This window comes from Ornithinimicrobium ciconiae (assembly GCF_007197575.1).
Classification (GTDB): Bacteria; Actinomycetota; Actinomycetes; order Actinomycetales; family Dermatophilaceae; genus Ornithinicoccus; species Ornithinicoccus ciconiae.
In genome coordinates, this window is the sequence record NZ_CP041616.1 from 2,529,625 (window position 1) to 2,544,166 (window position 14,542).

Here is a 14,542-nt window from a genome sequence, read left to right on the forward strand (position 1 = left end):
ACCGGCCGTCTCAGACTGCAGCCTGCAGGTCCTCGACGCGGTTGGTCGCCTCCCAGGTGAAGGCGCCCTCGACTCCGACGGCCCCGGTCCGGCCAAAGTGGCCATAGGCAGCGGTGGGCTGGTAGATCGGACGCCTCAGGTCGAGCTCCTCGACGATGGCGGCCGGACGCAGGTCGAAGACCTTGGTGATGGCGTCCTGGATGCGCTCTACCGGCCGGGTCTCGGTGCCAAAGGTCTCGACATAGAGTCCGACCGGAGTGGCTGCACCGATGGCGTAGGCCACCTGGATCTCGCACCGGTCGGCCAGGCCGGCGGCGACGACGTTCTTGGCGACCCACCGCATGGCGTAGGCGGCGGACCGGTCAACCTTGGACGGGTCCTTGCCGGAGAACGCCCCGCCACCGTGACGGGCCATGCCGCCGTAGGTGTCGACGATGATCTTGCGGCCGGTCAGACCGGCGTCGCCCATCGGGCCGCCGATGACGAAGTTGCCGGTCGGGTTGACCAGCACCCGGTGCCCCTCGGTCTCGAGCTTGAGGCCGTTGTCGCGGGCCCGCTCCAGGACCGGCGCGATGACCCGGGCGCGGATGTCTGGGTCGAGCTGGTCGCGCAGGCTGATCCCCTCGGCGTGCTGGGTGGAGAGCACGACCGTATCGAGGCGGACTGCCCGGTCCCCGTCATACTCGATGGTGACCTGCGTCTTGCCGTCTGGGCGCAAGTAGTCCAGCTCGTTGCTCTTGCGGACCGCGGTGAGCTCCTCCGCGAGGCGGTGCGCCAGCCAGATCGGCACCGGCATCAGCTCGGGGGTGTCGGTGCAGGCATAGCCGAACATCAGGCCCTGGTCGCCGGCACCGAGCAGGTCGAACCGGTCCTCGGAGGGGTTGTCGCGCTGCTCGTAGGCGTTGTCGACACCCGCCGCGATGTCCGCCGACTGCCCGCCGATCGACACCTGGACACCGCAGGTGCGCCCGTCGAAGCCCTTGTGCGAGTTGTCATAGCCGATCTCGAGGATGGTGTCCCGCACGATGGTGGGGATGTCGGCATAGCCGGTCGTGCGGACCTCGCCCGCCACGTGCACGAGGCCGGTGGTCACCAGGGTCTCCACGGCGACCCGCGACTCGGGGTCCTGGCGCAGGAGCTCGTCGAGGATGCCGTCGCTGATCTGGTCACAGATCTTGTCGGGGTGACCCTCGGTGACGGACTCGGAGGTGAACAGGCGTGGCACGAAGAGGCTCCTCGGGGACTGCAGCGGCTGCTGGTGGGACTCGGCGCAGTCTACTGGCCGGGACCGACAGGGCCGCCCGTGGCCAGCAGCTCGCCGACCTCGTCCCAGACCGCCTCGGCGACGACCGTCTTGCTGGCGGGTCCGACGGTGCGGACCTCCTCGCTCTCCGGTCGGAGCAGGTGCACCAGGGAGTCATCCTTGCCGAAGGTCAGGTCGCGCCCGACCTGGTTGGCGACCAGCAGGTCACACCTCTTGCGGACCAACTTGGCTCGCGCCAGGGACAGCACGTCGCCGCTGGCGTCACCGGTCTCTGCGGCGAAGCCGACGATCACCGGGGACCGCCCCTGGCCCCGGTCGGCGACCAACCCGGCCAGGATGTCGGGATTGCGCACCAGCTCGATGGTCGGGGCCGAGTCCTCCTGCCCCGGGGCGTGCGTCTTCTTGATCTTGGCGTCCTGATACTCGCGCGGACGGAAGTCTGCGACCGCGGCGGCCATGACCACCACGTCGGCGTCCGCGGTGGCCGTGCGCACGGCCTCCTGCAGTTCCAGGGCGGTCTCCACCGGCACGACGTCGACGCCGTCAGGAACCGGGAGCTCGGCGTTGGCCGCGACCAGGGTGACCCGGGCTCCGCGGCTCGCGGCGACCTGGGCCAGGGCAAACCCCTGCTTGCCCGACGAACGGTTGCCGAGGAAGCGGACCGGGTCCAGGGGCTCGCGGGTGCCACCGGCGCTGACCACCACATGGCACCCGGCCAACGCGCCCGCGGTCGGTGCCGTCGTCGCCGTCTCCGTCAGGGGTGTGCGTGAGCAGAGCTCGAGCGCTGCGGCAAAGATCTCGTCGGGCTCGGGCAGCCGACCCGGGCCCGTGTCGGCCCCGGTGAGACGTCCGGCAGCCGGGTCCATGACCTCAACGCCCCGCTCGCGCAGCAGCGCGACGTTGGCCACGGTGGCTGGGTGCTGCCACATCTCCGTGTGCATCGCCGGCGCCATCAGCACCGGGCACCGCGCCGTGAGCAGGGTGTTGGTCAGCAGGTCGTCCGCCTGCCCGTGGGCGGCGCGCGCGAGCAGGTCGGCCGTCGCTGGCGCGACGACGAGCAGGTCGGCCTCCTGACCGAGGCGGACGTGCGGCACCTCGTGCACGGACGTCCACACGTCGCTGGCGACCGGCCGCCCGGACAGGGCCGCCCAGGTCGGCTCGCCCACGAAGCGCAGCGCGGCGGCGGTCGGAATCACGCTCACCTCGTGGCCGGCCTCGACGAACAGACGCAGCAGGAGCGCTGCCTTGTAGGCGGCGATCCCGCCGCTCACGCCCAGCACGACTCTCATGACGGAACGGTTCTCCCTGCTGGCGAGCGCGGGCTGACCGGGACGGACGCCGCGACAGTGTGCCTGGGTCGGGTCAGTTCTGCGGGCTGGAGGTGTGCAGCTTGCCCTGGTTGATCTCATGCAGTGCGATGGACAGCGGCTTGTCGGTCATCTCGGACTCCACCAGGGGTCCGACATACTCCAGCAGGCCCTCGGAGAGCTGGGAGTAGTAGGCGTTGATCTGCCGGGCGCGCTTGGCGGCGTAGATCACCAGGGCGTACTTGGAGTCGGCTCGCTGGAGCAGGTCATCGATCGGGGGGTTGGTGATGCCCTCCGGTGTGGCGATTGTGCCAATCACGTCAGTTGTGTCCTCGTCGTCTCGGTGCGCGGCCCGGCCTGCCCGGGACTGGTCCTCGGGCTGGGGCTGCGGGGGTCAAACATCAATGATACGAGTTCCTCACCCGCACGGGAAACCTCGTCGTTGATGATCTGTGCGTCGAACTCGGTGGCGGCGGCCAGTTCGGTGCGTGCGGTGGCCAGTCGGACCTGCTGTTCCTCCTCGGTCTCGGTGCCACGACCGATGAGGCGATCGACCAGGTCCTCCCATGAAGGCGGGGTGAGAAAGACGAAGAACGCCTCAGACATGGCCTCGCGGACCTGACGGGCGCCGGCCAGATCAATCTCCAGCAGCGCGGGCCGCCCCTGCGCGAGTGCGCGCTCGACCGGACCCCGCGGGGTGCCGTAGCGGGCTCGACCGTGCACCACGGCCCACTCCAGGAACTCGCCGGCCTCTTGCAGCCGGTCGAACTCCTCATCGTCGACGAAGTGGTAGTGGACACCGTCGACCTCACCCGCGCGGGGTTGTCGCGTGGTCATCGAGACCGACAGCCACACGTTGGGGTGATGGCGGCGGATGTATGCCGCGACGGTCCCCTTGCCGACGGCAGTGGGTCCCGCCAGGACGACGAGGCGGGCAGCGGCCTGTGGGCCCCCGTCACGTTCCTCGTCCATCGTGTCGCCCGGGTGCCCCGCGCCCTCCGGGGCAGGTGTCACGGGGGCGGTCAGCCTTCGTTGAAGTAGGCGAGCAGGTCGCGGCTCTGATTGGCACCCAGACCACGGACCCGGCGGCTCTCGGAGATCCCCACCGTCTCCATGATCTGCTTGGAGCGCACGCGACCGACACCGGGCATGGACTCCAGCAGTGCCGACACCTTCATCTTGCCCACGATGTCGTTTTCCTTGCCCTCGGCCAGGACCTCGGCCAGGGACCCCTGTGCGTTCTTCAGCCGGTTCTTGACCGCGGCGCGCTCACGACGCGCCACCGCTGCCTTGGCCAGTGCCTCAGCTCGCTGTTCAGGTGTCAGCTCGGGAAGTGCCACGGTTGCTCCTTCTGTGAGTCATCTCAAATGTCCTCAGAGCCGGGCGCCGCACTGCGCCCGTCTCTGCCTGTCCTCATCCTGCCCTGTGTGCCTGCGGAGCGCGACCACTGGTCACCTTCGCCGGCACTGCCCCCAGGGAACCTAGCGACATGGGGCCCACCCTGCCAACACGAGGTCAGCTCCACAACTTCGAGGTCAGCTCGGCGGACAACGCCTCGCTGGTGGCTCGGAGTCGCTCCGGGGTGGGGCCCGCCGAGAGGATACCCCGGCTCACCGGCACGAGGACACGCTGCTCCAGCCCGGCGAAGGTGATGGCCAGATCGTGAGCGGTAGCTCCCTGCGCTCCGACACCCGGAGCGAGCACGATCCCGTTGGCGCCAGCCAGGTCGATGCCGAGCCGCGCGGGCGCCTCGCCGACGGTGGCCCCGACAACCATGCCGATGTCGCCCACCGGGTCTCCTCCGGCATTGAGCTCGGCCACGTCGGCGGCGACTGCTGCGGCCACCGAGGGATCGCCCGCGTGCTGCACGCTCGCTGCCTCAGGGTTGGAGGTCAGCACCAGCACGAACAGGCCGCGACCGTTGGCCTTGGCGAGCGTGACGGCCGGCGCCAGCGCGCCGGTGCCGAGATAGGGGGTGACGGTGATGGCATCGGCGGCCAGGGGTGCTCCCTCCTCGAGGTAGGCCTGGGCGTAGGCGCCCATCGTCGACCCGATGTCGCCGCGTTTGATGTCGAGCACGCTCAGCGTGCCGACGGAACGCAGATCTGCCAGGAGACGCTCGAGCACCGCGACGCCGCCGGAGCCGTGCCGTTCGAAGAAGGCTGACTGCGGCTTGACCGCCGCCACCCGCCCGCCCATGGCCTCCAGCACGCCGTCACAGAACCGGGCGACGCCCTCGACCGAGTCGGGCAGACCCCACTGGCTGAGCAGCTGCGGGTGCGGGTCCACGCCGACACACAGGGGGCCGTGCTGGCTCATCGCCGCGAGGAGGCGGGGTCCGAAGGGAGCGTGGTCGTGGGGCACACCGGCAGGTCGCTCATCGGGCATGGGGTCCTCCTGGATCTGTGTGGGTGCTGGGATCGTGGGTGCTGGGATCGTGGGTGCTTGGGTCGTGGATGCTGGGGTCGTGGATGCTGGGGTCGTGGATGCTGGGGTCGTGGATGCTGGGGTCGTGGATGCTGGGGTCGTGGATGCTGGGGTCGTGGATGCTGGGATCGTGGGTGCTGCGAGGATGGGTGTTGGGGTCGTTGGCGCTGGGCTCGGTGGCCATGGGGCCGTCGTGCTCCGGTCCGCCAGCCAGCAGTGCGGCATGGACCTCCCACAGGAGCGCGGGGTCGGCGAAGAGTGCCGACCCCAGCTGCACGCCCGTGGCGCCGGCCGCGATCGCGGCCCGAGCCGTCTCCACGTTGTGGATGCCTCCCACGGCCACGAGGGGCACCTGCGGCACCCGAGCCGCCGCGATAGCCGCGTGGATTCGCCTGACTAGCCCGAGGGTGATGACCCCGGTGGCGGGGCCGACCAGATGGTGTCCCTCGGACAGGGCAGGAACGCTGCCGCTGAGGACCAGGGCACGCGCTCCCCCGCCGACCGCGCCACGAGCCGTAGCCACCGGGTCGGGGCACTCGCCCCCGAACTTGGCAAGCAGGAGCAGATCCCGTGGCAGCTGCTCCCGCACCGCGGCCAGGAGTTTCAGGCTGGCCTGCGGGTCCGCCGACCAGCTGGCGCTCGGCGAGATGCTGCTCAGCCCACCCAGGGTCGGGAGGGTCTCCTCACGGGTGGTGGCCAGGTCGATCTCGACCGCGGTGATGGTGGTGAAGTCCAGGGAGCGGCGCAGCGCCTGCAGGACCGAGACCACCTCGCCGAGCGTGCCGCCCCGCACCGCGACCGTGACGGCCAGGCCGCGCGCCCGAAACCACGGCAGCAGGTCCTGGACGACGAGGTCGGTGGGCAGGACCCGGGCGGGTCTGTGCACCAGTCCGGACGGCGTCGGCAGCAGGGTGGCCCCGCGGCCCGGAGGGGCGCCCTCTCCCGGGTCCAGCGCGACACCCTGCACGTCCGCCGCGCCAGCTGTCAGGTCCGCCGCGCCAGCTGCCAGGTCCGCCGCGCCAGCTGTCAGGACCGGCGCGGTCTGCTCACCCACCGGCCCCAGGTGGACGGCGTCCAGCTGCGCTAGGTCGCCACAGCGCGCCAGCTCGCGGCCGCTCCCGCCGCATCCGGCTGCGGCGGTCACCAACGGAACCCGCGTCATCAACGTCCCCCCGCCCACACTGTCGATGCCGAAGCAGCCGACTCCGCCGACACGGCCGCACCGGTGGCACTCCAGTCCACCAGGTCACCGCGCAGCACCGGGCCCTCGGAGCACGGCCGCACCCGGGCGCCGACGCGGCGGCCCGAGATCAGCGGCAGCTCACACCCCCCGCAGAGCCCGTGACCACAGACTCCAGGACCGCCGATGTCGACCCCGGTGACCTGACTGACGACCCCCGTCTGCGCGGCTACCCGCGCCACGGTGGCCGACAGCGCGAGGGGGCCGGCGGCATACAGCACGCTGGCGGCGGTGCGCTGGGCGAGCTGGACCAGGGCGGAGCCAGCTTGGTCCGGGTGGGACAGCACGACCCCGTCAGCCACCCGTCTGGCCTGCACGAGGTCGACGTGCTGCTCCGGGTCCGCTGCGCACGAGAGCAGGTGCACCTCGGAGCCGCTGTCGCGCAGCCGCTCAGCCAGCCAGCGGCCGACCGCCCCGGCAGCGCCCTCGGTCGCCACGATCGCGGTGACGGCCGTAGTGGGCAGCCCGAAACCGCGCCCCAGAGGCCCGGTCAGCTCGAGCTGGTCACCGGCCTCGGGCAGCGCCGGCTCGCCGGGCTCGCCGTCGGGCACCACCAGCTCCAGGGTGCTGCCGAAGCCGGCCTCGGTCCGCTCCCCGGCCAACCACCAGGTCCGGGGCAGCACCCGGTCCGGACGGCCCGGGGGGACGATGACGAACTGTCCCGGGCGCGCCGGACCGGGCAGCGCAGGCAGGACCACCGAAACCTGCCGGTAGGCACCCAGCGGTCGATTGGCCACGACCTCTCCGGCCCGGCGCCGCAGCAGGCGAGCGTTCATCCCTGCGGCGCCTCCACGGGGGGCTGGCCAAACAGGTCCAGCCGGGCGGCGTGCTCCTGCAGCGAGGCGACCTCGATCGGCCCCGACCGGGCGGCCTCGATGCCGAGCACCGCCGCTCCGAGCTGCTGGACGGTGGTGATGATGGGACGGTCCAGGCTGGTGGTGGCCGCCCGGATGGCATAGCCGTCGACGCGCGCGTCCTGACCGGACGGTGTGTTGATCACCATGTCGATCTCTCCGCTGCCGATCCGCTCCACGATCGTCGGCTCCCCGTCGGGCCCCCGTCCCTGGCTGTGCTTGCGCACCACAGTTGCAGGGATCCCGTTGCGCCGCAAGACATCAGCGGTGCCTGACGTGGCGACGACGGTGAACCCGAGGTCGGTGAGCCGCTTGACCGGGAAGATCATCGAGCGCTTGTCCCGGTTGGACACCGAGACAAAGATCGTGCCGGACTGCGGCAGCGCCGAGCCCGCCCGCAGCTGGCTCTTGGCGAAGGCCGTGCCATAGTCCGCAGCGATCCCCATCACCTCACCGGTCGAGCGCATCTCCGGGCCCAGGATCGAGTCGACGGCCTGGCCGGTCTGGGTGCGGAAGCGGCGGAAGGGCAGGATCGCCTCCTTGACCGAGACCGGGGCGTGCTCGGGCAGGTTGCCACCGTCGCGGTGCCGGGGCAGCACGCCGGCCTCACGCAGCTCGTCGATGGTCGAGCCCATCATCACCAGCGCGGCGGCCCGGGCGAGCTGCACCCCGGTGGCCTTGGCCACGAACGGGACGGTGCGGCTGGCCCGCGGGTTGGCCTCCAGGACATAGAGGACGTCCTGGGCCAGGGCGAACTGCACATTGATCAGGCCGCGCACCCCGATCGCCTCGGCCAGCTTGAGTGTGGCCTCCCGGACGCGTCCCATCTCCTCACGACCCAACGTGATCGGCGGCAGGACGCAGGCCGAGTCACCGGAGTGGATCCCGGCCTCCTCGATGTGCTCCATGATGCCGCCGAGATAGAGGTCGCGACCGTCATACAGCGCGTCGACGTCGATCTCGATCGCCTCGTCAAGGAACCGGTCGACCAGCACCGGATGCTCCGGTGCGGCGGTCGTGGCGCGGGTGACATAGGTGGACAGGGACGCGTCGTCATAGACGATCTCCATGCCGCGCCCACCAAGCACGTAGGAGGGACGGACCAGGACGGGATAGCCGATCTCCCGGGCCACCTCCACCGCCTCAGCAGCGGAGTATGCCGTGCCGTGCCGGGGCGCGGTCAGGCCCGTCTCCGCCAGGACCCGCCCGAAGGCTCCCCGGTCCTCGGCCAGGTGGATCGCCTCCGGCGAGGTGCCCACGATCGGGACCCCCTCGGCCTTCAGGGCGGCCGCCAGGCCCAGCGGGGTCTGACCGCCCAGCTGGACGATGACGCCGGCCACCGGACCGGCCTCCTGCTCGGCGTGCACCACCTCCAGGACGTCCTCCAGAGTCAGCGGCTCGAAGTAGAGCCGGCTGGAGGTGTCATAGTCGGTCGAGACGGTCTCGGGGTTGCAGTTGACCATCACGGTGTCGAACCCGCGCTCGCGCAGTGCCAGGGAGGCGTGCACGCAGGAGTAGTCGAACTCGATGCCCTGCCCGATCCGGTTGGGGCCGGAGCCGAGGATGATCACCGCCGGGTTCTCCCGTGGCGCGACCTCGGTCTCGGAGTCATAGCTGGAGTAGTGATAGGGCGTGGTGGCCGCGAACTCTCCGGCGCAGGTGTCGACCGTCTTGTAGACCGGTCGCACCCCCAGGGCCTGTCGCACACCCCGCACGACGGCCTCCGGCTGACCCACGATCTCGGCGATCTGGGCGTCGGAGAATCCGTGCCGCTTGACCCGGCGCAGCAGCTGGGGCGTGGTCCGGGCGCCCGGCCCTGCGCCGGAGTCGGCGAGTTCCTCGGCGAGCTCGTTGATCAGGGCGATCTGGTCCAGGAACCACGGGTCGATGCCGGTGGCAGCGTGCGTCTCCTCGACGGTGGCTCCCCCGCGCAGCGCCTGCTGCACCAGCACGAGGCGCCCGTCCGTGGGGATGGCCGCCTCCTCCAGCAGGGCCAGGGCCATCTCGCGGGTGGGGCGCTCACCCCGTCGCCAGTGGAAGGAGGAGTCCTTGCGCTCGATGGAGCGCAGCGCCTTCTGCAGTGCCTCGGTGAAGTTGCGCCCGATCGACATCGCCTCGCCGACCGACTTCATGGTCGTCGTCAGCGTCGGGTCCGCCGCCGGGAACTTCTCGAAGGCAAAGCGCGGCACCTTGACCACCACGTAGTCCAGGCTCGGCTCGAAGGAGGCCGGCGTCTTCTTGGTGATGTCGTTGGGCACCTCGTCCAGGGTGTAGCCCAGCGCCATCCGGGCAGCGATCTTGGCGATCGGGAAACCGGTGGCCTTGGACGCCAGCGCCGAGGAGCGGGAGACGCGCGGGTTCATCTCGATGACGATGACCCGGCCGTCCTCGGGGTTGACGGCGAACTGGATGTTGCAGCCACCGGTGTCAACGCCGACCTCGCGGATGACGGCGATGCCGATGTCGCGCAGCCGCTGATACTCCCGGTCGGTGAGCGTCATCGCCGGGGCGACGGTGATGGAGTCGCCGGTGTGCACGCCCATCGGGTCGAGGTTCTCGATGGAGCAGACGACCACCACGTTGTCGGCGTGGTCGCGCATCACCTCCAGCTCATACTCCTTCCACCCCATGATCGACTCCTCGAGGAGGACCTCGGTGGTCGGGCTGTCCTGCAGGCCGGCACCGGCGATCTGGCGCAGCGTCTCCTCGTCATAGGCAAAACCCGAGCCCAGCCCACCCATGGTGAACGACGGGCGCACCACCATCGGGTAGCCGAGCTCCTCGGCCGCGGCCAGGCACTCATCCATGGTGTGCGCGATGATCGAGCGCGCGCTCTCCGCGCCGCACCGCTCGACCACACCCTTGAAGGCCTGCCGGTCCTCCCCCAGCTGGATGGCTTCGACGTTCGCCCCGATCAACGGGCAGTTGTACTTCTCCAGCACGCCGGACTCGTGGAGCGCGATCGCGGTGTTGAGGGCGGTCTGCCCGCCCAGGGTCGCCAGCACCGCATCGGGGCGTTCCTTGGCGATGATCGTCTCGACGACCTCCGGGGTGATCGGCTCGACATAGGTCGCGTCGGCCACATCAGGGTCGGTCATGATCGTGGCCGGGTTGGAGTTGACCAGGATGACGCGCACGCCCTCCTCGCGCAGCACCCGGCACGCCTGCGTGCCCGAGTAGTCGAACTCGGCCGCCTGCCCGATGACGATCGGGCCGGAGCCGATCACCAGGACGCTCGTGATGGACTCGTTCCTAGGCATCGTGGCTCTCCTCCCCCTCGTGGCGTGCTGGGTCCTCACCGGCGGCTCGCATCAGGTCCACGAACCGGTCAAACAGGTCGCTCGCGTCGTGCGGTCCGGCCGCGGCCTCCGGGTGGTACTGCACCGAGAAGGCGGGGATGTCGGTGCAGGCGATGCCCTCGACCACGTCGTCGTTGAGGGCCACGTGCGAGACCCGGACCGGGCCGTATGCCGTGTCGACGGCCTGGGTGGTGTCCCCGCCGGGCCAGGCGATGGCAAAGCCGTGGTTGTGGCTGGTCACCGCGACCTTGCCGGTGGCGCGGTCCAGGACGGGCTGGTTCATGCCGCGGTGGCCGAAGGGCAGCTTGTAGGTGTCCAGGCCCAGGGCCCGGCCGAGTAGCTGGTTGCCGAAGCAGATGCCAAAGAACGGCAGCCGGGCGTCCAGCGCCCGGCGCAGCAGCTCGATCTCGCTGTCCGCGGTCGCCGGGTCGCCGGGACCGTTGGAGAAGAACAGTCCGTCGGGGGCCAGCTCGCGGACCCGCTCGAAGCTGGTGTCCGCGGGCAGAACGTGGACCTTGATGCCCCGCTCGGCCATCAGGGCGGGCGTGGACCCCTTGATGCCCAGGTCCAGTGCCGCGACGGTGAACAGGGGTTCGCCACTGGGCTCGACGACATACTCCTGCTTGGTGCTGACCTCGCTGGCGAGGGCGGCGCCACTCATCTGCGGGGCGGCGTGCACCCGGGCCAGGAGGGACTGGATGGACTCCAGGGCAACCGGCCCGGAGAAGATGCCGGCGCGCATCGCGCCACGGTCGCGGATGTGGATGGTCAGGGCACGGGTGTCGACGCCGGAGATCCCGACGACGCCGTGCTCGGTCAACGAGGTCTGCAGGTCACCCTGCGAGCGCCAGTTGGAGGGCCGGATGGCGGGGTCGCGGACGACGAAGCCGGCCGCCCAGATGCGCTGGCTCTCCATGTCGTGGGCATTGACGCCGGTGTTGCCGATGTGCGGGGCGGTCATCACCACGACCTGACGGTGGTAGCTGGGGTCGGTGAGCGTCTCCTGGTAACCGGTCATCCCCGTGCAGAAGACCGCCTCGCCGACGGTCTCGCCGATCGCGCCATAGGCCTCCCCCTCGAAGACCCGGCCGTCCTCCAGGACGAGGACCGCGGGTGACTGCGTGCTCATGCGCCCGCCCCCCACACGAGACCCTCACGGGCCGTGACCCGGCCGCGCAGCATCGTCAGGTGCACACCGCCGGTGAGCTCCCGGCCGTGCCACGGGTTGTTGCGCGAGAGCGACTTGGAGTGGGCGGCGTCGACCACGACCGCGCGGGTCGGGTCGACGAGGGTGATGTTGGCGGGTGCGCCCACGGTGAGTCCTTGTCCCTGATCAGTGAGTCCGGCGATGCGAGCCGGGTCGGTCGACATGGTGCGGGCCACGTCGGCCCAGGTCATCCGGCCCTCCGTGACCATCACCGTGCTGACCACGGACAGCGCCGTCTCTAGGCCCAGCATGCCGAAGGCGGCATCGATGAAGGCGTGTTCCTTGTCCTGCCGCACGTGCGGAGCGTGGTCGGTCGCGACGATGTCGATCGTGCCGTCGGCCAGTGCCTCGCGCAGCGCCTCCACGTCCTCCTGGGGTCGCAGCGGCGGGTTGACCTTGAAGACCGGGTCATAGGTGCTGAGCAGGTCCGTGGTCAGCAGCAGGTGGTGCGGTGTCACCTCGGCGGTGACGTCGATGCCCTGGCTCTTGGCCCAGCGCAGCACCTCGACGCTGCCTGCGGTGGAGACGTGGGCGACGTGCACCCGGCTGCGGGTGTGGCGCGCCAGCATCACGTCGCGGGCAACGATCGACTCCTCGGCGACCCCCGGCCAGCCGGGCAGGCCGAGACGGCCGGACAGCTCGCCCTCGTGGCAGCAGGCGGTGGCCCCGGCCAGGGTCGGGTCCTGGGAGTGCTGGGAGATGACGCCACCGAAGGAGGTGATGTATTCGAGCGCCCGACGCATCACCCGGGCGTCGTGGACGCACCTGCCGTCGTCGGAGAAGACCCGGACCCGGGCCCGGGAGCGGGCCATCAGCCCGAGCTCGGCCAACTCCTCGCCGGCCAGCGCCTTGGTCACGGCCCCGACCGGGTGGACGTCGACATAGCCGGCGCGCTGGCCCAGGTCCCAGATCCGCTCGGCCGCCTCGGCGGTGTCGGTGACCGGGGTGGTGTTGGCCATCGCCAGGACCGCGGTGTAGCCACCGGCGGCCGCCGCCTGGGAGCCGGTCTCGATCGTCTCGGCGTCCTCCCGACCCGGCTCGCGCAGGTGGGTGTGCAGATCGACCAGGCCGGGCAGGGCGACCAGGCCCTCGGCGTGGTAGCGCTGGGCCCCACTGGGGGCCTCGTCGGCCGCGTCGGCGCCCACGGCGGCGATCCGACCGTCGACCACCAGCAGGTCCCCGGCGCCCGTGCCGGCCAGGTCCGCCCCGGTGATCAGGAGGGGTGCGGTGGTGGTGGGACGGTCTTCGTGACTGGCGCTCATGCGTGCTCCATTCGTGAGTTCCGCGGACCGCTCCGGGCCTCGCAAGCTCGTGTCCTCGCTGGTCCTGTCACTCACGCTGCGCTCCCTTCGCCGGACTGCGCGCCGGACGTCTCGCCCGCGAGCAGGTGATAGAGGATCGACATGCGGACCGCGACACCTGCGGAGACCTGGTCCAGGACCAGGGACTGGGCAGCGTCGGCGGCGTCGCCGGAGATCTCCAGGCCGCGGTTCATCGGACCGGGGTGACAGATCACCGCGTGGTCCGGGAGGAGTCGGAGGCGGTCCTTGGTGAGGCCGTACGTGACGGCATACTCCCGGGCGGTGGGGAAGAAGCCACCGGACATCCGCTCGCGCTGGACCCGCAACATCATCACGGCATCGACCGTGGGCAGGACGGCGTCCAGGTCGTGGGAGAGCTCGATGCCGTCCGCCTGGGCCCAGGCACCCATGCCCGCGGGCATCAGGGTTGCGGGGGCGACCAGGGTGACCTTGGCGCCGAGCGTGGTCAGGCACAGGACGTTGGAGCGGAAGACGCGCGAGTGGGTGAGGTCCCCGACCAGCGCGATGTGCTTGCCCTCGAGGTCACCGAGGCGCTGCCGCATGGTGTAGGCGTCGAGAAGGGCCTGGCTGGGGTGCTCGTGCATCCCGTCACCGGCGTTGACGATCGAGCACTTGGTCCACTGGGCGATCTGGGCGGGGGCACCGGAGGCCATGTGGCGCACGATCATCATGTCCACGCCCATGGCGTCGATGGTCTTGACCGTGTCCCGCAGCGACTCGCCCTTGGACACCGAGGTGCCCTTGCCGGTGAGGTTGATGGTGTCGGCCGAGAGCCACTTGCCGGCGATCTCAAACGAGCTGCGCGTGCGGGTGGAGTCCTCGAAGAAGAAGTTGATGATGGTGCGTCCGCGCAGCGTCGGGAGCTTCTTGACGTCGCGGTGCTGGACCTCGTGCATGCTGACCGCGGTGTCGAGGATCTCCAGGATCTCCTCGCGCGAGAGATCGGCCATGGAGAGCAGGTGCTTCACTTGCCGCCCTCCCCTGCTGATGCGGACGCCGGTCCGGATGCCGATCGGGACGCCGGTCCAGAGATGACGACCTCGTCGGTGCCGTCGGTGTCGGCCAGGCGCACCGAGACCCGCTCGGCCTGGGCGGTGGGCAGGTTCTTGCCCACATAGTCGGCGCGGATCGGCAGCTCCCGATGACCGCGGTCCACCAGCACGGCCAGGCGCACTGCCCGGGGTCGGCCGAGGTCAGCCAGGCTGTCCAGCGCCGCGCGCACCGTGCGGCCGGAGTAGAGCACGTCGTCGACGAGCACCACCACCTTGCCGTCCACGCCGTCTGCGGGGACCTGACTGCGCTCCATAGCGCGGGTGGGCTGGGAGCGCAGGTCGTCGCGATACATCGTGATGTCGAGGGTGCCGACCGGAATGTCCACCCCCTCGACGTCACGCAGGGCCTCGGCGAGCCTGTGGGCGAGGGGGACTCCGCGAGTAGGGATGCCCATCAGGACCAGATCCTGACTCCCCTTGTTGCCCTCGAGGATCTCGTGGGCGATCCGGCGCAGCGCGCGGGCGATCTCCGCCTGGGCCAGCACCACCCGTCCACCGGTCTCGTCGGTCGACCCCTCGGGGCCTCGGTCACGGGCAGGGCTCATGGCCCACTCCTTCCCCGCCTCACAG

General features: G+C 70.7%; 13 protein-coding genes. All 13 read right to left on the reverse strand.

The annotated features are described in order from the left end of the window. Positions 1-10 precede the first annotated feature (10 nt). Entirely contained in the window at positions 11-1,225 is a 1,215-nt protein-coding gene (gene metK / locus FNH13_RS11595) for a methionine adenosyltransferase (protein ID WP_143783566.1), read from the reverse strand. 50 nt (positions 1,226-1,275) lie between these two features. Further along, entirely contained in the window at positions 1,276-2,553 is a 1,278-nt protein-coding gene (gene coaBC, locus FNH13_RS11600; protein WP_143783567.1) for a bifunctional phosphopantothenoylcysteine decarboxylase/phosphopantothenate--cysteine ligase CoaBC, read from the reverse strand. A 73-nt stretch (positions 2,554-2,626) separates the two neighbouring features. Further along, on the reverse strand, positions 2,627-2,890 hold the full coding sequence (gene rpoZ / locus FNH13_RS11605) for a DNA-directed RNA polymerase subunit omega (RefSeq protein WP_143783568.1): 264 nt from the start codon (positions 2,888-2,890) through the stop codon (positions 2,627-2,629). Beyond that, the gene (gene gmk / locus FNH13_RS11610) at positions 2,887-3,543 is read right to left on the reverse strand and encodes a guanylate kinase (RefSeq protein WP_143785104.1); all 657 of its coding nucleotides are present in this window, start codon (positions 3,541-3,543) and stop codon (positions 2,887-2,889) included. Before gmk ends, rpoZ begins: the two co-directional genes overlap by 4 nt. A gap of 50 nt (positions 3,544-3,593) precedes the next feature. Continuing rightward, positions 3,594-3,911, reverse strand: a complete 318-nt coding sequence (gene mihF / locus FNH13_RS11615) for an integration host factor, actinobacterial type (RefSeq protein WP_143783569.1) — start codon at positions 3,909-3,911, stop codon at positions 3,594-3,596. 175 nt (positions 3,912-4,086) lie between these two features. Continuing rightward, positions 4,087-4,959, reverse strand: a complete 873-nt coding sequence (pyrF, locus tag FNH13_RS11620) for an orotidine-5'-phosphate decarboxylase (RefSeq protein ID WP_143783570.1) — start codon at positions 4,957-4,959, stop codon at positions 4,087-4,089. After that, positions 4,949-6,142: a beta/alpha barrel domain-containing protein gene (locus FNH13_RS11625; protein WP_143783571.1), complete on the reverse strand. Its 1,194-nt coding sequence runs from the start codon at positions 6,140-6,142 to the stop codon at positions 4,949-4,951. Before FNH13_RS11625 ends, pyrF begins: the two co-directional genes overlap by 11 nt. Positions 6,143-6,159: 17 nt before the next feature. Then, entirely contained in the window at positions 6,160-7,014 is an 855-nt protein-coding gene (locus tag FNH13_RS11630) for an iron-sulfur cluster-binding protein (RefSeq protein ID WP_143783572.1), read from the reverse strand. Then, positions 7,011-10,352, reverse strand: a complete 3,342-nt coding sequence (carB, locus tag FNH13_RS11635) for a carbamoyl-phosphate synthase large subunit (RefSeq protein WP_143783573.1) — start codon at positions 10,350-10,352, stop codon at positions 7,011-7,013. Before carB ends, FNH13_RS11630 begins: the two co-directional genes overlap by 4 nt. Beyond that, complete coding sequence (gene carA, locus FNH13_RS11640; RefSeq protein WP_143783574.1) at positions 10,345-11,520, reverse strand: glutamine-hydrolyzing carbamoyl-phosphate synthase small subunit; 1,176 nt, start codon at positions 11,518-11,520, stop codon at positions 10,345-10,347. The genes carB and carA overlap by 8 nt, the downstream gene beginning before the upstream one ends. Continuing rightward, positions 11,517-12,860 carry a dihydroorotase gene (locus tag FNH13_RS11645; protein ID WP_143783575.1) on the reverse strand — a complete coding sequence of 448 codons (1,344 nt, stop codon included), beginning with the start codon at positions 12,858-12,860 and terminating at the stop codon, positions 11,517-11,519. Before FNH13_RS11645 ends, carA begins: the two co-directional genes overlap by 4 nt. Before the next feature lie 71 nt (positions 12,861-12,931). Next, positions 12,932-13,888 (reverse strand): aspartate carbamoyltransferase catalytic subunit, encoded by a 957-nt coding sequence (locus tag FNH13_RS11650; protein WP_143783576.1) that lies wholly within the window; start codon positions 13,886-13,888, stop codon positions 12,932-12,934. Next, on the reverse strand, positions 13,885-14,517 hold the full coding sequence (gene pyrR / locus FNH13_RS11655) for a bifunctional pyr operon transcriptional regulator/uracil phosphoribosyltransferase PyrR (protein ID WP_143783577.1): 633 nt from the start codon (positions 14,515-14,517) through the stop codon (positions 13,885-13,887). Before pyrR ends, FNH13_RS11650 begins: the two co-directional genes overlap by 4 nt. Positions 14,518-14,542: the final 25 nt, after the last annotated feature.